General features: G+C 32.6%; 14 protein-coding genes. 3 read left to right on the top strand and 11 right to left on the bottom strand.

Going from position 1 to position 20,171, the window contains the following annotated elements; translation table 11 throughout:
• Positions 1 to 3 precede the first annotated feature (3 nt).
• From F0000_RS21380 to F0000_RS21355, 6 genes are all read right to left on the bottom strand, one after another.
• Complete coding sequence (locus tag F0000_RS21380) at positions 4 to 1,611, bottom strand: ATP-dependent DNA ligase (RefSeq protein WP_149626761.1); 1,608 nt, start codon at positions 1,609 to 1,611, stop codon at positions 4 to 6.
• Positions 1,608 to 2,633 carry a ligase-associated DNA damage response exonuclease gene (locus tag F0000_RS21375; RefSeq protein ID WP_149626760.1) on the bottom strand — a complete coding sequence of 342 codons (1,026 nt, stop codon included), beginning with the start codon at positions 2,631 to 2,633 and terminating at the stop codon, positions 1,608 to 1,610. The genes F0000_RS21380 and F0000_RS21375 overlap by 4 nt, the downstream gene beginning before the upstream one ends.
• 517 nt (positions 2,634 to 3,150) lie before the next feature.
• Positions 3,151 to 3,789 (bottom strand): hypothetical protein, encoded by a 639-nt coding sequence (locus F0000_RS21370; protein ID WP_149626759.1) that lies wholly within the window; start codon positions 3,787 to 3,789, stop codon positions 3,151 to 3,153.
• Positions 3,779 to 4,057, bottom strand: coding sequence for a hypothetical protein (locus F0000_RS21365; protein ID WP_149626758.1), 279 nt, complete (start codon positions 4,055 to 4,057; stop codon positions 3,779 to 3,781). Before F0000_RS21365 ends, F0000_RS21370 begins: the two co-directional genes overlap by 11 nt.
• A 420-nt stretch (positions 4,058 to 4,477) precedes the next feature.
• The gene (locus F0000_RS21360) at positions 4,478 to 5,959 is read right to left on the bottom strand and encodes a hypothetical protein (RefSeq protein WP_149626757.1); all 1,482 of its coding nucleotides are present in this window, start codon (positions 5,957 to 5,959) and stop codon (positions 4,478 to 4,480) included.
• Between the two features lie 734 nt (positions 5,960 to 6,693).
• Positions 6,694 to 8,625, bottom strand: a complete 1,932-nt coding sequence (locus F0000_RS21355) for an endonuclease (protein WP_255452838.1) — start codon at positions 8,623 to 8,625, stop codon at positions 6,694 to 6,696.
• A 660-nt stretch (positions 8,626 to 9,285) separates the two neighbouring features.
• Between F0000_RS21355 and F0000_RS21350 the strand changes: the two genes are divergently transcribed.
• Complete coding sequence (locus tag F0000_RS21350) at positions 9,286 to 9,474, top strand: hypothetical protein (protein WP_149626755.1); 189 nt, start codon at positions 9,286 to 9,288, stop codon at positions 9,472 to 9,474.
• Between the two features lie 110 nt (positions 9,475 to 9,584).
• Here the strand turns inward: F0000_RS21350 and F0000_RS21345 are convergent, their stop codons facing one another.
• The 5 genes from F0000_RS21345 to F0000_RS21325 form a co-directional block, all read right to left on the bottom strand.
• Positions 9,585 to 10,772 carry an acetate/propionate family kinase gene (locus tag F0000_RS21345; RefSeq protein WP_149626754.1) on the bottom strand — a complete coding sequence of 396 codons (1,188 nt, stop codon included), beginning with the start codon at positions 10,770 to 10,772 and terminating at the stop codon, positions 9,585 to 9,587.
• A gap of 25 nt (positions 10,773 to 10,797) precedes the next feature.
• On the bottom strand, positions 10,798 to 12,891 hold the full coding sequence (gene pta / locus F0000_RS21340; protein WP_149626753.1) for a phosphate acetyltransferase: 2,094 nt from the start codon (positions 12,889 to 12,891) through the stop codon (positions 10,798 to 10,800).
• A gap of 574 nt (positions 12,892 to 13,465) precedes the next feature.
• Entirely contained in the window at positions 13,466 to 14,566 is a 1,101-nt protein-coding gene (locus tag F0000_RS21335) for a DUF2911 domain-containing protein (protein WP_149626752.1), read from the bottom strand.
• Positions 14,567 to 14,709: 143 nt separating this feature from the next.
• Positions 14,710 to 15,936, bottom strand: coding sequence for a peroxiredoxin (locus F0000_RS21330; protein WP_149626751.1), 1,227 nt, complete (start codon positions 15,934 to 15,936; stop codon positions 14,710 to 14,712).
• A 116-nt stretch (positions 15,937 to 16,052) separates the two neighbouring features.
• On the bottom strand, positions 16,053 to 16,433 hold the full coding sequence (locus F0000_RS21325) for a hypothetical protein (RefSeq protein WP_149626750.1): 381 nt from the start codon (positions 16,431 to 16,433) through the stop codon (positions 16,053 to 16,055).
• 229 nt (positions 16,434 to 16,662) lie between these two features.
• Between F0000_RS21325 and pheT the strand changes: the two genes are divergently transcribed.
• Complete coding sequence (gene pheT, locus F0000_RS21320; RefSeq protein WP_149626749.1) at positions 16,663 to 19,089, top strand: phenylalanine--tRNA ligase subunit beta; 2,427 nt, start codon at positions 16,663 to 16,665, stop codon at positions 19,087 to 19,089.
• Between the two features lie 610 nt (positions 19,090 to 19,699).
• Positions 19,700 to 20,029: a tyrosine-type recombinase/integrase gene (locus tag F0000_RS28150; RefSeq protein WP_223148933.1), complete on the top strand. Its 330-nt coding sequence runs from the start codon at positions 19,700 to 19,702 to the stop codon at positions 20,027 to 20,029.
• Positions 20,030 to 20,171 lie beyond the last annotated feature (142 nt).

The following is a 20,171-nucleotide window of genomic DNA, read 5'->3' as shown; positions in this document are numbered from 1 at the left end:
TTATCATGAGGAAATCATTGCTTTTAAATCTTCCAGAGTGTTGGCTTCTTCAATCTTTTTATCCTGCCTCCATCTCAAAATTCTAGGAAAACGAGTGGCTATACCACTTTTATGTCTTTTTGAAAAAGAAATCCCTTCAAAAGCAATTTCGAATACTAGTGCTGGCGTTACACTGCGTACTGGTCCAAAACGCTCTAAAGTATTTTTTTTAATCCATGCATCAATTTTTTTAAATTCTGAATCGGTTAGACCAGAGTATGCCTTGGCAAAAGTTACTAATTCGCTCCTGTTTTTATCCCATAGTGCAAACGTATAGTCTGTAAATAGATTTGATCTTCGTCCGTGTCCTCTCATAGCATAGGTAAGAACCCCATCGATAGTTAGCGGATCTACTTTCCATTTCCACCAATCTCCTTTTTTGCGTCCAACCTGATATGGAGCATTTGTTCTTTTAAGCATTAATCCTTCACTTTTCATTTTACGAGAAAAAGACCGTTCTTTTACCACCTCCTGCCATGAATCAAAAATTATTTTTTCTGATAACTGAAAAGTCTGTTTCCCGGATTCGTCTTCCAAAAGATAATTTTTATATAGGTTTTCTAACAACTCTCGTCTTTCTGAAAAAGGCTTGTTTCTAATATCTTTCCCTTCCCATTCTAACAGATCATAAGCCTTGAGGATAACGGGAGTTTTTGCCAATAGTGTTTTAGAAATCGTTTTGCGACCAATACGAGTTTGTAGCTCATTAAAAGTACCTATACTCCCATCAGGAAATGGCAATATTTCTCCATCTATCACTGTCCCATTAGGGATTTTAGGCAGTAAATCCCTAAATTCCGGATACTTATCAGTTACCAATTCTTCTCCACGACTCCATACAAATAGTTCATCATCTCTAATAATAAGTTGAGATCGTATGCCATCCCATTTATGTTCCACACTCCAATCCTGCACATTCCCGAGGGCAGCTACTTTTCCTTCGATAGCATATGCCAAATAAAATGGATAGGGTTTTGATAAAAAATCTGAAGCTCTCTCCTTTAGGATTAAATCCTGAAATGAAATGGTTTCCGGATTCCAATTCCCCATAAGTTTATAGGCAAGAATATCCTGATCAATTTCTGTTGCTTGAGCTAAGGCTCTGGTCATAAGTTTTTGACTTACTCCAATTCTAAATCCCCCTGTTATTAATTTTGTAAATACAAAACGCTCATAATAAGTAAGCATTTCCCAATGTTCTAAAACATATTTTTTCTTATATATCTCATCCTTTTTCTTAAGCAGTATCATTTCTCTTAAAAATTGAGTAAGAGATTTTTCTGTACTTTGTTTTGATATAGGAACAACCAAAGCAATAGTTTCTGCAAGATCTCCGACGATATGATATGACTCTTCAAACAACCATAGAGGGATGTTTGCTAATTCTGCTGCCCAAATTCTTAGTAGGGTTGTATTCACAGGTCTTGGAGGTCTTCGGTGAGAAAGTATAGCAATTGTCCAGACTTTATCAGGGTCAGAAGCATGTTTAAAGTAGTCTACCAGTGCCGATACTTTGTTATTTATTTTATTAGTACTATCAAGTTTTTTTATTAAATCAGCAAAATTTCTCATTCAGATACCAGGTTTTCCTTCGCTTGTTCTGTATCTGCTTGCTCACCTTCATATTGTGTTTTTTCTGTACGTGCATCATATCCTTGTTCTCTCAGATATCTGGAAAAAATTTCTGTATATCCATGCGTACTGATAATCTTTTCTGCTCCAGTGGCTTCAATTGCATCCAATAACCCCTGCCAGTCACAATGATCTGATAACACAAAACCTTTATCTATAGCACTTCTTCTTCTGGCACCACGAAATGTCATCCAGCCACTAGCAGAAGCTGTTACATATGGTACCATTCTACGAATCCATGTGCTACCATGAGAACTGGGTGGTGCCAGTACTATATTCCCTTTTAGCTCTTCTTTTGTTGTATCTTTAGTAATACGGATGGTATCGGGTAGGTCTGCGACTGAGCGAAGTACCTGAGTCATATTTTCGATCGCTCCGTGAGTATATATTTTTCCTATAGAAGGGTCTAGGTATTTTAATAATCGTTGTGCTTTGCCCAGGGAGTATCCAAAAAGAACAGAGGTCTTTTTATCTTCTCTATTTTCTGACCACCAGGAATTAATATTTTTGAATACTTCTTCTTGAGGAATCCATTTAAATGCTGGCAAACCAAAAGTACATTCTGTAATAAATGTATGACACTTTACAGGTTCAAACGCACCAGAGATCCCATCATCTTCTATTTTATAATCTCCTGTAAACACCCATACTTCTCCCCTATGCTCTACACGAATTTGCGAACTGCCAATAATATGACCTGCTGGATACAATGAAAATTTTACATTATTTATAGTAAACGTCTCATTATAATGTTTTCCTGTAACATTGATTGCCTCCAGTCTATGCTTAATAATTGGTATATTCGTATGGTGTGTAATATATTCTTTATGCCCCCATCTGCTATGGTCTGCATGGCCGTGAGTAATAATGGCTTTATTAACGGGTTTCCAGGGGTCGAGATATACATCTGCAGCTTCACAATAAATGCCGTTAGTATTAAAAGCAAGTAAAGGAGTGGTCATTACATTTTTTTATCTTTAAAGATACTCTATTCTAGCACAAAAACACAGTAGCAAACAACCTTGAGCTATAGACTAATTTCTTTCTATCCCAGAATTTCTCCATTCAGGAATGTTTTTTTGCTTATTTCAAAATAAAAAAATAGTAGCTAACACCATAATTTTCTTCTCTAAAAACAGACACCTTAATTTTTCCTATATACATCAATGTCAACATAAATGGATTATTCTGAGAAATCTAATTTCTCTGTAAATTATGCTGTTCTCGTGTCGAGAGATATTTTCTTTAGTTAAAACTTTTAGTAATTAAATTTATAGAAAATTTTGCTAAAAATGACGTACATAGAATGAATCAAAATCAGGTTATTAGTAGACTACCTCAGGGCAAGTCGATCATTTATTGAAAAAAACATTTTGATATAGAGGCAAGCCTCAGAGCATTTAAATCTCGATTATCGAGTAAAGAAATCTGGGTATCGTACGCTCATATTCTTGATAAAACCCAGATAACACCTGTATTTTATAAATTTTTTTTAAACCAAATTTCTAATTGCTTATCTGGTACTTTTTTCTCGAAATACTTGATATACCTGGTTTTAAATTTTGTTTTTGTGATTTTTTGTACATTTTCTTTTAATAAAGCAGCTCTTGCACTATCGCCTTTATGAAAATATCTAATTGTATTATCAGCAAGTCCTTTCTGCATATCATATCCATATGCTTTGTAATTCTTTCTTCTCAGTAATTCTAACAATTTGATATTCTTTACATATTTCAATGTCTTTATATCATTTACCTGTATATACACAATTTGTTCAAAGCCTCTTCTATGTCTTTTGGTTTTTAATGAATTTTGTAATGTTTGGTTTGCTTGTAAGTCTCCTTTTACCTTATTACGCAATGTCATATTATCAGATTCGTTTATTTCTTTTAGTATACTATCCAATAATATCTGCTTTAATTTTAGCTCTTCATCTACAAAACTTAATTCTTCCTTATTCCTATCTATTTTTATCTTGAGACTGGTCAGATCTTGTTGTTTCTCACCAAGAGTATCATTCAACATCTTCATAGAATATAAGATATATATAAATCCTATGAGTATAAAAACGATCCCTAATGATGGGATCAACTTAAGAACATTTTTCTTATTTCCCATCTTTATCATTATTTTGGTTACTCACAAAAGTGATCGCCTGATTCCACATTTTTAATAGTTTACCTATAGAGATTGTTATAGCTCCTGCTGGCACAAATAATCCCACTACCCATTCAATTTTATCTGGTGCCTGAAAAATAATATATATAGGTACGCATAACAAAATTATGACAGAAAGACAAGATATCATAATGTATAAAACCCTTTCCAGTTTAAAGGCCTCGAGAAGGGTTTTTACTGCTTGTACCCGAACTTCAATTTCTTCCATACTAAACTAATTTATAAGGATTAGAATCAAAAATTATATCATACCATTTTCAAAATTAAAATTACCATCAAAATTTGCTCTTTTTCGTTAACATTTTAAAATAAAAAGAAGCCGTAGCGTGAGCTATGTCTTAATTATCTCTTTTTGTCTAAATAAAAAATGAGTGGTTTTATTTGAGTATTTTAAAACCAGAAATAGTATAAAACTAAAGTGCCCTCTAATCTACAAACAAATCAGATATTAAGGTTCAGGAAAAAGACGCATTTTTGCAGGGGCATACACCCCATATACCATTAGTAATAAGACCTTTAACTTAGAAACAAACTACACTATACAAAAAAAAGATCCTTCATATTAGATATTGAATACGCGTTCATATATCAAATAAGAAGGATCAGATTTCCAGTTATCAAACCTAAATTAAATTATTTTATTCTTATAGTTCATTAAATATTGTTCTTGATTTTCCATATAGAAATTATTACCCTGCCAGGTAGGAATATGTATTCTTGGTGTATCGATTATCGGAAGTTTTTCTTTTACCTCAGTAATAGAGTTTAATATTTTTCTAGTTTGAAAATATCTTTTACTTATAAATTTTGAAGTACCCGTATAGATATTAATCATTTTTTGCTGTAATACTTCTTTTTTCTCTCTAATTATTGATATATCTACATCATGATGAGTAAAATCATTCAATAATGATTGAAATTCTTTTTCTAGTAAGATTGTTTGTGAAGCAGATTGCATATGCTTGGCAGAAATACTCAATAAATCATACTTTTTAAAATATAAATTTATAACGAATATCAGTGATGAAGCTATAAACAGGGTCAAACCAAAGTTGAAATTCTCTGTATATTCCATCACTAAGATCCCTAGTAAAATGAATGTTGCCATTAAAAATTGAATACTTCTAAATGCGATAGCTCTTTGGCGTAGAATCTGAGCACATTTTTTCTGAGTAGTATGAAGTAAAGAGGTCTTTTCGAATAATTTTTTAATTTGTGATTCTACGTCGATGCTTTCTGGAAATTTACATCCAAAAATTTCTTTCCATTTTTGGCTTGCAGCCCATTTTTCACCTTCTTTTTCTAATTTTACAGCAGTTTCGGCATTATAATATGCAATAATCGCTTTATATCTAAAATTATCTAAATTACTTATTACATCATTACTCCCTATCGTGTTCCATGTTATTTTTGAAGGTTTTTGTCTCATTAAAAATTTAAAAAAATCCCTACACATCACATCAAAATAAGAATATGAATTATATGCATTATTACTAGATACCAAGAATTCATACACCAATGTATCAATTAAAACATCTTTGATCTTAACGTCACAATGTTGTTTCCAAGCCTTCACAATTCTACATAATTTTTTTAAATTATGATTGGTTAACCTATCTCCATATTGCACGGCTTTTATTGTGGCTAGCGGGTTTCTGGTATCCCAACTTCCATTATGAGTAGTATTCGGAAAAATGCAACTCTCATCACTATTAATAAAACAAGGCAAAATATTAAAAGACATTTCATCAGAGAATTTTACCTTTATTGATTGTTTTTCTTTATCGATAGTAGTCTTTGGATATACTGCTGCTATAGATCTACGCACATCTTCAAACAAAATAGCCTGACCATTTTTATCTCTTTTTTCATATGCTACTTGCAAATGTGATGGCATTTCAAAAATCATGTCAATTTCTTCTATGCCATCATTTGCAGTTTCTCTTCCATAGCAACCTATATAAATACCTCCATAGTTTGTATTCATATTCCAAAAATCTTTATTCAATTTTTTATTAATTGAATTGTATCGCAAAGAAATAATAGATTCTTTCTTGGCAGAGACCTTCAAATCATCACAAAAAATATTAAAGTTTGCAGATATACTCATCCGTTCCAATATTTTAATTTATTATGTTATATAGGAAAATATAATTCCCAAAATAGTTAATTTGTTTTCTATATCAACCTTGTGATAAGCACCTCTTTTTACATTTAATTAATAACAAACTCAATAATTTGAAATTGTTGGATTCATATCGTTCTATGTAAAAATTTGTTGATTAGTAAGGCTCTAAAATGCACTCTAATAAAATAATTTAATTTGATTTATTCCTAAAAAACATTCGCTCCAGCATTATCAAAAAGTCAATCAATAAAATATTTATATATATATATATATTTCATCAATCAGATTTAGTGACTATTAAAAAACTAAAAGTAAGCGCTTTGTAATTTTATGAGGCTAAATGTACAAACAATAAAACAAAATAAAATACGGTTTTACCACATAAAAAAAGGGGATAATTCCCCTTAAAATAATGTTAAGTATTGAAAACACAATAGTTATACAGCGAATTGACTTACATTCTATTTGTTAATGAAATCAAAATTTAACATTTAACTACTAAAAAAAACGTATTTCATCGTTAATCACAAGTAGTTTTACCGTTTTTATTAACATTAATTAACATTATTTTTTAAAATATTACAGTCTTGATATTAAAAAGCTACTTACTAACCGTAATTTTAAAAAAATAAATTCCTCAGTCTCATACATACGAGTATAACACCAGATAGGTATTGTGATAAAAAAAATCAAAGCTGTAGTAAGTATTTTAAAACTTAATTTTTTATAAACTTTTTAAGTACTGTATTCTTTCTATTATTTATAGAAATATAATAAAGTCCGGCAGGTAATTCTCCAAACAATATAAATTCTTTGGTAACCTTACCATCATAAATCACCTGCCCTAAATGATTGAATACACGAATACTATTGTTGTCATCAGTGGTGGTCTGGGACATTTTTATTGTAATCCTATCCTTTACAGGATTAGGAAAAAAACTAAAATCAAATGCTGTCCTCGCATTATCGTTGATAGTATGTTGTGAAAAACTTCTTGAAACTGAGCCAATACAAAAATCTTTAATTTCTTGCGCCCCAAAAGAACCTCCCGAAGCCAGGACTGTATTGTTACCTGTATCAATCAGAGAATATGAACCACTACCCTGACTACAACAAATACCATCTCCATAAGTGTCTTTAAAAATTAAAGTGTAACATCCTGATTCTAATGTTTCGGATATATTGATTGTCGAACCATCCGCTTCGGATTCATATGTCCCGCCAGCATATAATAATTGATTTTTATCATTTTGTATTTCCCAACTAATTTCTTCGGGGTAGTCATCAAAGGTTATGTTTAGATTAATAGCTCTTGAAGAAGTTCCTCCTTCATTCTCTGAAATCGATAATTTTATAGCGTCTATTGCCATATCACCTTGCCAGGTAGATCCGGTAACTCCATTAAATCGTAACTGCACTTTTGTCCCTATATATGAATTCAAACTAACTGATGCTGTTTGCCAAATGTTTCCCTGATTACTTGATTTTCTCCAGATAGACGTCCAGCTCGTACCATCCAGACTTGCTTCTAAGACTAGACTTCCCATAGAAGATGCACCGTACATATGATACTTAAATGAGAACGTAGCTTGACGAGCAGAAGTGATATCAAAGCAAGGAGAATACAAAATAGCTTTCTTAGATGGATTATTAGGAGAAGAAGATTCCATATACAAATAATAAGACCCGGAATCAGCTGATCCAGGTCCTGTATTAGACGAAGGAGTATTTCCAGAACGAGTTTCCCAATTAAAATCATCATTAGAGATTGCTTGCTTCCAGGCTCCGAATGTATTCTCGAAGCTTTCGCTATATGGAAACGAAGTGATCGTAGAAGTACATAATGTATTTCCTCCTCCAGTATTGTCAAAACGATCTTCTGCCTGTGGTCCTCCCCAAATCTGAGTAGCAAATGCAGGATTATCAATAAAAGGATTTCTATTTCCTTGCAAATTTTCTATGATAGGATTTCGCTGTAATTCTAATGTAGAAACCGGATCTTCAGCATTCCATTCCAGAAATAATTGAATCATATTCACATCATTAGTTACTACCTGTCCTACACCTACATTTTTTGGAAGACAACGATTTCCATATCGGATATACATAAACATCATCATGCGGGCAACATCGCCCTTGAACTCATCACCGGGATACCAATGCCCTTGTGATGTTGTTCCAGAGTTACCAGATCCATCAGCAAACTTTCGACTTCCCCGATTAGAGTTTCTTCTTACATCTGCAGGTCTGAGATGATGTGCATCAGCTCCCGGACCAGAAGTGCCTAAATTAGGATTTCCTAAAGACCTTGGATAGACATGCTCTCTATTCCAGTCCGTATTTCCTCCTCCATTATTATTAATTCCTCGTGTTCTATCCGTATTAGAATTATTATCAGTATCATTAAATCCATAAATCAATATGACTTTTGAAGAATTCACAGGATCTACATCTGTCTGCATCAATGCATTCCAAATACCAGGTGTATAAGACAAGGTTGTAGTTTGGGTATTGATAACTTTCCTACTCAATTCGTTTTTCAAATCCTGCCCGGTTATAGTGAGGTCTACATCATTATAATAAGAAGGAATCTGGCTGTAACTAATAATAGAATACCCCATTATTAATAGTACTATTATTTTTTTCATCATGTTGTTATTATTTAAGTTGAGTGAATTTTATATGAGTCCGAAGCTAAGATTATTTCAGTAAACATACCAATCAAGTATATTTATAATCCCATATTTGATATAATAATAACGTATCTATGAATGATCCTTCTTCAATCAAAACGTTATTATATCAGCTATTGCTTGAATTTACTGGAAAAGAAAAATATTTTTTTTTTATGAATTGAAGTGTGTTTTGTACTGTATAGAAATACTAGGGAATAAAAACCTAAAATTGAGTAAACTACCTCGGGGTAAGCTCACGAGACATTATTAGAAAAAAAGATTTCGATTTCGAGGCAACCCATAAAGCATTTAAATCTCGATTATCAAGTAAAAAAAAGCATTCTTACTAGCGAATTGAAAAAAGCTAACACCCTTTTATACGATTTGTGATTAAAAAATTCGTATAAATTCATTGAATTATTTTTTCTTTATGCAAGGCAAAAAAATCAAGCATAGCTATAGCTACGGTTTATTTTTTAAACGAAGTAGAAAGGAAAAAGAAACGATGAATATGCGAAATTTTTAGTTATAAATCGTATTACTATTAAAACATAAATATTCAACGTAAAACACATAATGTCAATATGAAATTTTCAATTATTTTTACAGAAACAACATAAAAATACTTACACAATGAAAAAAATTTTAGAATTATCAGGAATCCAAAAACTAACAAAAGAAGAGCAAAGAACAATCAAAGGTGCAATGACAACTGTCACTTGTTGCGGTGGTAACAAATGTAGAATTAGTTATCCTGGAGGGAGTTTTTGTGAACCAGGACGTTGTTCGGGAGGCTTTTATAACAGATGTATCCTTTATTAATTTTCTTTTATAGCATACTCAAACGACAAACAATATCAAAAAAAATTTAAAAGATAGATAAGCTACTGAACTTAGCTATCTTTTATTTTTTTATACATTATAGTTTTTTTTTACGTAAAAAGTAACGTATAAGATTGCTTTGCGATTTCCAGTTCTTCATTAGTAGGGATTACCAGTATTTTAACCTTTGATAAATTCAGACTAATATCTCTTTCTTTTTTAGCACGAATACTGTTTTTTTCTAAATCTATCATAATCCCAAAACAGTCTAGCTCTGCACAAACCAGCTTTCTCATGGTTTCAGAATTTTCTCCGATACCTGCAGTAAATACAATAGCATCCAATCCATTCATGATCGCAATATAAGATCCAATGAATTTCTTGATACGTGCGGCATTCATCTTCAGTGCTAATTGACACGCTATGTTGCCCTTTTCTGCCTCGGATTCTACATCTCGAAGATCACTATAGCCCGTCAAGCCGAGCATGCCACTTTCTTTTTGTAATAATACATTTACTTCCTCTATAGAATATCCCAAAGATGCAACCATATAGAAAATTACAGCTGGATCAATATCTCCTGATCGGGTTCCCATAATCAATCCATTCATCGGTGCAAAACCCAAGGTGTGATCTACACTCTTACCATCTTTTACAGCAGTCATACTACAACCATTCCCCAAATGGATTGTTATGATCTTTGTGCTTTTATTTCCTAAAAAATCAATTGCTTTTTCTGATACATATTTATGGCTGGTTCCATGAAAACCGTATACTCTTATGTTATGTTCTTCTAAAAAAGAATTAGGAATCGCATATTTATAAGATTCAATCGGTATGGTTTGATGAAAAGCTGTATCAAAAACAGCTACCTGTTTGGCTTCAGGGAAAATCTCTTCAGCCACCAATATTCCTTGCAAATTAGCAGGATTATGTAATGGTGCCAATGCAGAAAGTTGGTCTATTTTATCTTTTACCACATCATTGATTTCTACAGTTTCAGCAAAAGTACTTCCGCCATGTACTACTCTATGACCAACTATATTAATATCTTGAGCTGCGCTAATAACCCCAACATCTGCATCTAATAAATATTTAGCAACTAGTGTTAATCCTTCTTTATGATTTTTTATGTCTGTTACTTCCTCAATATCCTGATGAGCAGTCTTATAATTTAGTTTAGCATTTTCTAATCCAATTCTCTCGACCAACCCGGAACAGATTGCTATAGCTTCTGGCATCTGAAATAATTGAAACTTGATAGATGAACTTCCTGAATTTACTACTAATACTTGCATATTTTTTTATTCTTTCTTAGTTTTTTTAAAGTCCTTGTGCCTGAATTGCTGTTATGATAACTGTATTATATACATCATCTACAGTACACCCACGGCTAAGGTCATTTACAGGCTTGTTAAGCCCCTGAAGCATAGGGCCGATTGCTAAAGCACCCGTTTCTCGCTGTACCGCTTTATACGTATTATTTCCTGTATTAAGATCTGGAAATATCAAAACACTTGCTTTTCCTGCCACTTCAGAATCCGGAAGTTTACTATGCCCTACTCTCATATCTACTGCAGCGTCATACTGTATAGGCCCTTCGATTTTAAGCTCTGGACATTTCTCTTTTACAATAGTAGTTGCTGCTCTTACTATTTCTACATCCTCTCCTTTTCCAGATGTTCCGGAAGAATAGGATAACATTGCTATTTTGGGATCTATCCCAAAGGCAGCGGCAGATTTTGCAGAGGAGATCGCTATTTCTGCCAATTGTTCAGCATTAGGGTTTGGATTTATAGCACAATCACCAAATACAGAAACTCTATCTTCTAAGCACATAAAAAATACTGACGATACTACTTTTACTCCTGGTTTTGTTTTGATAAATTGTAATGCCGGTCGTATTGTGTGTTGAGTTGTATGTACTGCTCCTGATACCATCCCATCTGCATGTCCCTTATAGATCATCATAGTTCCAAAATAAGATACATCTGCCATCATATCTTTTGCCATATCCAGGTTCACATTTTTGTGTTTTCTTAGTTCATAAAATGTCTGGACGTAGTCCTCATATTGTGGAGAATCAATAGGCATTATAATATTTATTTTACTAAAATCTATTGGGATATCAAGCTTAACCGCTTTATTTTTTATGACCTTCTCATCTCCGATTAACGTAATATTCACTACATCTGCCGATACCAATCTATGTGCTGCTCTTAAAATCCTTTCGTCAGCTCCTTCTGGCAATACAATATGCTTTTTATGCTTCGATGCGCGTTTTAATAAAGTATACTGAAACATACTTGGAGTTAAGCTATCAGACTCAAAAGTGATGAGAGGATCGATTAACCGATCTTCATTCACACATTGCTCAAATACATCTATTGCTGTATTAATTTTCAATTGATTATCAGCATATATTTTAGACTTTATTGTACCTATCTTATTTGTCACAGAAAAGGTGCCTTGTGCTATTGATACAATGGGTACTGATAAAGATACTCCCTCAATAAGTTTCAAAATTGGTTCTTCTGGCACGATGCCTCCAGTAAGTATGATTCCAGAAATTTTCGGATAATTATCGGATATGTTTGCTTGCAAAACACCCAAGATAATATCCGCACGATCACCCGGTGTAATTACCAGGCTGTTATCCTTAAGATGCGTTAGATAATTACGTAATTGCATAGCTCCAACACCAAAACTACCTGCCTGATTGTTTAGATATTCTTTACCAAAAAGTACTGTACCTCCTAGTTCTTTTACAATTTCTTTGATCGTTGGATTTATTAAAGAATCTATTTTGGGGATCACAATTTGTTCTACCTCAGTACCAAAATCTTTTTCTAATAAAGTTTTTAGTTGTTGTTCAGTTCCGGTAGCTACCTTATTAGCAACGATAGCCAAGACCTCTACATCTTTATGATGAAATGTATCATACGCCAATTTTAAATTAGACGTAATCTCCTTACTGGTCTTATCTTTACCACTGGTAACTATTATAGATGGTATTCCCAGATTTTTTGCTATAATCACATTAATATCAAATTCTATAATATTGCCCTCATCAGAAAAATCAGTTCCTTCTATCAGGATAAAATCAAATTTTTCTTCTAAATTTTTATATTTCTGAATTATAATATCTATAACTTCTCCGGATTTGCCCTGATTGTATTTTTGAAGTACTTCACTTCTGGTAAATGCAAACGTTTTTTTTAGATTAATATCTAACTCAAAATGAGAGATTACGGTATTGATATGAGTATCTACTTCACCCTCTGCAGGATCATCAATAATGGGTCTGAAATAACCTACTTTGGCAACCTTGCCCAGCAACATACGCATAAGACCTAACACTACAATAGATTTACCGCTGTTAGGCTCTATTGTTGCTATATAAACAGCTTTACTCATTGGGATATAAATTTGGTTTGGCAAAGGTAAATAATAGCACGAATTAAAAATTGATATTTATCATAACAATTTCTAAAAATTATCTAGGGTAATCAGCATTTAAACGGTTATATATTCAGTTACATATACTAAACAAAAAACTTTAATAATGTTTTATAATTATTTTTGAAAAATATCAAAGTAGTATGCAAACGAATACGTTTTTTTTTTAGATCTATAACATAAACGAGCACGAAGCATGTTTCCAGAAAAACAGTATAATTTTAGAGTAAAAGACTCTCTGAAAAGTGATTAACCAGAACTTATTGATTTATGACATTTTATTACGCCAATATAGTAAACGCCTATATAAACTTCATTTCTTTTTGTTCTTATAAACCTGTAAGTTTTGATCTATGCTTATAATAAATCCTCTGCCGCTCTACTATATATTTTTGGTCAACTTATCTTCTATTAAAAAAGGGTACAAAAATTAACACGAATCATAGCATGGTAAGATCATCATATCCTAAAGAAAAAAGGCTCAGAAAATCTCTAAGCCTTTTTTGAACTGCAGGTATTTCACCTCTTTAGTTTAATTAATATCTTGTCCTTTTTTAAGTTTTTCCAGATCACCTGATAATCTCTCTTTAAATCTTTCTGGAGCATTGCTCATAGAGGTATTAATCGCTTTTATAGCATTTTTGTAATCTCCATTAGCAGCATAAGCTCTTGCCAATCCATAATTAGATGGCCAGGCTCCTTTATTATTTTTCACATTGTTCTTAAGAATTTCTAATGCTTTATCTTTTTGCCCTTGACTGATTAATCCTGTTCCTAGTTGAAATACCTGAGTAGCATTTCCTAATTTTGCAGCTTTGTCTACGATCATTATTGCTTCCTGAGTTTTACCTTGTTTTGCTAAAATCTGAGATTTTAAAGACAGGTTCCCAAAAGTTTCTTTACTAAAAAAACTACCACTGATCGATGCATTTACCCATTCCAGTGCTTGATCGATATCTCCCGAATTAAAAGCATAGTTCGCCGCACTATCCCAATTAGATTGGGTGAAACCTATATTACTTCTCAAATCGTCTTTGATACCTTTCATAACAATATCACTAACATTCACTTCGATTTTAAAAGGTATTTCTTTCTTTTCCCATCGCAACGCAGCAACTGTGTTATTTGTATCAAAGGAAGGGAATAAAAACGTTAGTGTTTCTGTATGCGCTACCTCGTTTGTTTTTACATCTACTCTAAGTACATCTTCTTTTTCATCATAAAAATAACTACCCCAGGAACTTGTGTTTTCAGAAAATATAATGGTAGCTCCTCCATCTTCTTTTACTGCAATATGGAGCCCATACAATCCTGCTTTTAGTTCTTTACCCTCTATTTTGACATTATGGGTAAACTCAATTGTAGTATTCGTATTAGCTCCTGCTCTCCAGGGAGCAGCTGTAGCTGTGCCAAATCCCAGATTATTATATCCGTAAGGAACTAATTTTCCCCAGACTTCGCGATCTTTTACACTGGGTCTTCCGTAATCAATAGTAATATCTGTTATTCCTACTCGTTGAGTTACCTGAGCTCTCTGACTTGCCTCAGGGATTTTAAGCTGCGCATTGGTTTGAATTGTGAACAATACCACCGCAATTGCAATGACTACTGTCATCAAGTTACATTGTTTCATGACTAAATTATTTTGAATTTATTACCTCACTACCGTGCGAAAGAAAAATCACACATAATTAACAATATTAAGAGGTTATTATTAATCCAGATGTTACCGTAGTGTTAAAGTCAAAACAGAAGTCACAATAATTGTTAAATCATTTATTCTTTTAACAACTGATTAACAAAACTCTCGAATTCATTCTTGTAATCCTTATATTTTTGTCCTGTTGCAGGACCGTTAAAACCAGTATGAATTTTTCTAACCGCTCCTTTTTTATCGATAAAAATTGTTGTTGGATATGATAATATATGATTGAGCATTGGTAATTTCTCTTGTGCTTTTTGCTTATCAGAGCTTCCGTATTGCGCTAAAAGAATTGGATATTCCACCTGTAACTTTGCACGCAGTTTCTCTATGGATTTAAATGCTTTTTCTGGAGTCTTTGCATATTCAAATGCTAATGCTACAAACGCTATATCTTTATCCTTATTTTGATTATAATAAGATACAAAATATTTAGTTTCATCCATACAATTAGGACACCAGGTTCCCATAATCTGTACTATGGTAACCTTATCTTTAAAACGTTTATCCGCAAGGGATATTTGATTGCCTTTATAATCAGGAAAACTAAAGGCTAGTTTATCATACCCTTCTTTTATAAAAGTAAGAGAATCTTCTGATGGCAATTGATATTGTTCATTACGTTTTGCCAGAAAAGGTTCTTTCCAATGATTCCCAGAATAAAAATATCCATCTAATATACTATCAGTAACTTTTGCAGTGAATAAAAAAGCATGCGCTCCGTCAAAGGTGGATAGTTGTAACTCGTTTTTATTAAGAACTCCTTCCAGATATCGGTAATCTCCTGTTGTAGTTCTAAAAGTTCCTGTGACTACGTTTCCATGTTGCTTAAAAATACCTTTAGCTATATATCTGTCTTCATCGCTATTTTTGCTAAATACCGTTTCCCAGCTACCCGTAATATCAGCTGCCGGTTTAGATATAATCTCAAACCTATCTTTTACCCCATATACAGCCTTAAAAGGAACTATTCTATCCAGGCTTTCTTTTATAAAACTTCCAGAAATCGTAGTAGAATCAATAAACCTGGCAGCAATATACCCTTCAAAAACCGGGAAATTAATAAAAACTGAATCCCCTTTAATTTCAATTTCATCTACACCTATTGTCTCTTCTGCATTAAAAATCTTCAATGTCTGATCATCAAAAACTTCGAACAAAAAAGGGAGTTGCATTGCATCTTGCATTTCTAAAGAAGCTTTCCAGGGACCGCTTTTAAAAAATATTTCTTTTTTTGAGTTTTCCTCTTTGCAAGAGAATAAATTTAATATTACTAAACACAAGACTATATATCTGTTCATAACTTTGTTGGTGTGTAAATAAAAAATGCCTAGAAAGATTTTTGAACCCTACCAGACAGTTTATTTATATATGAATTTGTTTTACATCAAAAAAATGCATTCAATGAACAAATATATTAGTTTTTATTATTCTTTTTTGAAAGTGTTTTCTTTTTAGTTTTATTAGTTTCCAAAACCTTTTCTATTCTAGCAGCTCTTTGTCTCTTCGCTTCTAAAGCTGTAATATTCCTTTTGGAACTATTCTTTGTATTCTGTGCCGTGATAGCTCGTGCTTTTATCTCTGATTTAGATTGTAATTTTGCCGTTTCAGCCGTATTTATGGTACCCAAAGCAGGTCTAGCCTTTGTTTTATTTTTCTTTTTTGACGGCATTGATGCACGAACTGACTTCGAAGGAAGGATTTCACTATTACTAGTATCTACATACTGTGCAGTGCCAATATAATTTCCTGATATGAACAGAAACACTGAAAATATGACAAATTTAAATGATTTCATGTAGGGCTTCTTTTAAATTTACAATATTCCAAAATTACAGAATATTCTTATTACACAGTGTATTATAAGCATTAAAATTGGATATTTCAAAAAAAACAATGGTTAAATCTTGTTATCATACCATAAATATTTTATCAAATTTGATTAGATCCGTATATAAGCAATCGTTCTTGTTTGTCAACTTTGGTCAATGTATTATCTTTACTGCCTAATTTCAGAATCATCATTAATGAAAATCTCATACAACTGGCTAAAGCAATTTATTAAGCTTGATTGGCAGGCAGAAAAAGTAGGTGAATTACTTACCGATTTAGGTCTAGAAATAGAAGGAATTGACACATATCAGAGTATCAAAGGAGGTCTGGAAGGTGTTATTGTCGGGCAAGTTTTAAGTTGTGAACAACATCAGAATGCGGATAAGCTCAAGGTTACTAAAGTCGATTTAGGATATGGAGAACCCGTACAGATAGTTTGCGGAGCCCCTAATGTGGCAGAAGGTCAGAAAGTTCCTGTAGCTACTATTGGCACAAAACTATATGATGATGAGGGAAAAGAATGGATCATTAAAAAAGGAAAAATCCGTGGAGAAGAAAGCCATGGAATGATCTGTGCCGAAGATGAGTTAGGCTTAGGAAAAGGACATGATGGCATTATGGTTTTGGATAAAGATATCCCTGTAGGAACAGATGTTGCTACTATATTTAATATCGAAAATGATCAGGTTTTTGAGATTGGATTGACCCCTAACAGGGCAGATGCTATGAGTCATTGGGGAACTGCACGAGATCTAAAAGCCGGATTACAGCAACAAGACCTTACTATAGAACTCATCACACCTTCTGTAAGTAATTTTAAAATTGAAAACAGAACACTAAAAATAGATGTGAATGTTGTTAAGTCTAAACTTGCTCCAAGATACTGCGGTGTTACAATTTCCGGAATAAAAGTTGCAGAATCTCCAAGCTGGTTACAATATCGACTCAAAGCTATTGGGCTCACACCAAAAAATAATATAGTGGATGTCACTAATTATGTGTTACACGAATTAGGGCAGCCGCTTCATGCTTTTGATGCGCAATATATCAAAGGCAATAAAATAGAAGTAAAAACCGTAAAAGCGGGTACCAAATTTACTACCCTGGACAAAGTAGAGCGAGAGCTCCATAAGGACGATTTGATGATTTGTGATGCAGAAAAACCTTTATGCATCGCAGGGGTCTTTGGTGGTATTAACTCTGGAGTTACAGAAAACACTACAAGCCTATTTCTGGAAAGTGCTTATTTTGATCCTGTAAGTATCCGAAAGACAGCAAAACGTCACGGATTAAATACTGATGCTTCTTTTAGGTTCGAGAGAGGTATTGATCCTAATATTACAGAATATGCATTAAAAAGAGCAGCACTTCTAATACAAAAACTTGCTGGTGGTCATATCACCAGTGATATTGTAGATTTATATCCTAAAAAGATTGAAGATTTTCAGGTATTTTTATCATTTGATAATACCGCAAAATTAATAGGAGAACGCCTTCCTGAAGAAACGATCAAAGCAATTCTGACTTCTCTGGAAATTAAAGTCAATAATATTACAGAAAGTGGTCTTGGCCTTACAATTCCTGCCTACCGAAATGATGTACAGAGAGAGGCAGATGTAATCGAAGAAATCTTACGTGTGTATGGTTATAATAATATCGAGTTTACTCAGAAATTAAATGCATCTATTTCTAATATTGATAAGTTTTCTGACCATACCGTACAAAATACGATAGCAAATCAATTAGTGAGTCAGGGATTTTATGAAATGCTTGCCAATTCATTGACTACACCGGATTATATGTCTTTAACAACACTGCTCCAATCAGAGAACAATGTCGAAATGTTAAACCCGCTAAGTAATGATTTAGCCGTGATGCGACAATCTTTATTATTTTCGGGATTAGAGGCTGTTTCTTATAATATCAACAGAAAACGCTCAGATCTTAAATTATTTGAATTTGGTAAAACATATCATAACTACCCAATTGGTAGAATAGAAAACAAACATTTAAGTGTCATTATCACAGGTAATAAAACCAAAGAAAGTTGGAAAACCACGCCTGCCTCCAGTGATTTCTTTTATCTAAAAGGAATTATCGAAGGTCTTTTTGATCGCTTAGGTATCAAAAGATCCAAAACCTCCCCTATTACCAATGATATCTTTTCTGAAGGTATTACTTATAGTCTGGGCAAATCTAAGCTGGTAGAATTTGGTATTCTAAAAAGATCTGTGTTAAAACATTTTTCTATAACACAAGAAGTACTATATGCTGATTTTAATTGGGATACTATCTTAGAATTTGCAAAACGTACTAAAGTTAAATTTTCAGATATTCCTAAATTTCCAGAGGTACGTCGTGATTTTGCCTTATTACTGGACACCAAAGTGACTTTTGAAGAAATTCATACAATTGCCAAACAAACAGAAAAGCAATTACTTACAGATATTAATTTATTTGATGTATATGAAGGGAAGAATTTGCCAGAAGGTAAAAAATCATATGCCGTAAGTTTTACATTGCAAGATGAGCATAAAACACTAACCGACAAACAGATTGATAAAATAATGAATAAACTTCAACATAATTTTGAAAATAAATTAGGTGCTGAGCTACGATAAAAGTTACATTGCAAATCAATTGATCAGATAGATGATAGTAGATAGTAGTATTTATTAACGAAACAAAACTCTTCAATTTTTCTCATATGTTCTAAAAAATATGATCAAATCTTTTTAAACAAGAAAGGGTTGCATAAAACCAACCCTTTCTACTGTTACATAAACATCTATTGAGTTTCTCTTTAAAAGAAGCCGACATGATAATGTCAAAACTGGTCAGAAGACTATGATATTATCCCTGATTTAAAAGGTCCACTCTCCTGTGTAGGAGACGAACACATCTGGATCAAAGATATTAATAAAGAATTTCTACAATCAATAAAAGCTTTAGGGTAATTATCTCAATCCTTAGATAAAAACCACCGAAAACAGAATCAAAGAACTGATATTACCGACAACAACGGGAGTTCCGAAAAGTATACCAAAGTAATAAGTATAGCCTCAACTATTCATATATGTTTGCCAGGTTACCAGAAGATACTTTTCTTTCTGACTATCTTTTAAATCTATAAACTCATATTCTTTTTTTTAATTAAAATTATTCGAATTCTATTCGAATGTTATTCGACTAAAATACTACTATGATTTTTAAATACTGCATTTTTGTATAATGAAGCTTACTAAACAGATCACACTGAAACATCTATTGATTCATAATCAAAAGATGATTGGGCTACAGTGCTATCCCGATAAGGTGATTCAAGCATTGATAAAAGAGCTTCCTAATCCCAGATGGAGTAAGGAGTTTGCTATGGTATATATCATAAACACCAAAGAAAATTTGAATCATGTTTTTGAGAAATTTAGAGACTTATTAGAAGAAGGAATAGATTTACGATACATTCAAGTTTTATTAGGGCACAATTCTAGTAAAACAACTGAAATTTACACTCATGTCGCTATAAAAAAGTTTAAAAACTTAAAAGATTTATTAAATTAGCTACTCACATAAGAAATATATAGTTACCATGGTAACTATATATTCATGTTGAACTAAACCTTCGGTAACTTTTTTCTGCTGGATTTCGTAATTTAATAGAAATAATTAAAATCTATAACTTATGTATCAAAAAAAAGAGTTG

Origin of the sequence: Aquimarina sp. RZ0 (genome assembly GCF_008370685.1) — a bacterium.
Lineage (GTDB): Bacteria > Bacteroidota > Bacteroidia > Flavobacteriales > Flavobacteriaceae > Aquimarina.
This window is presented reverse-complemented; position numbering and strand designations above follow the sequence as displayed.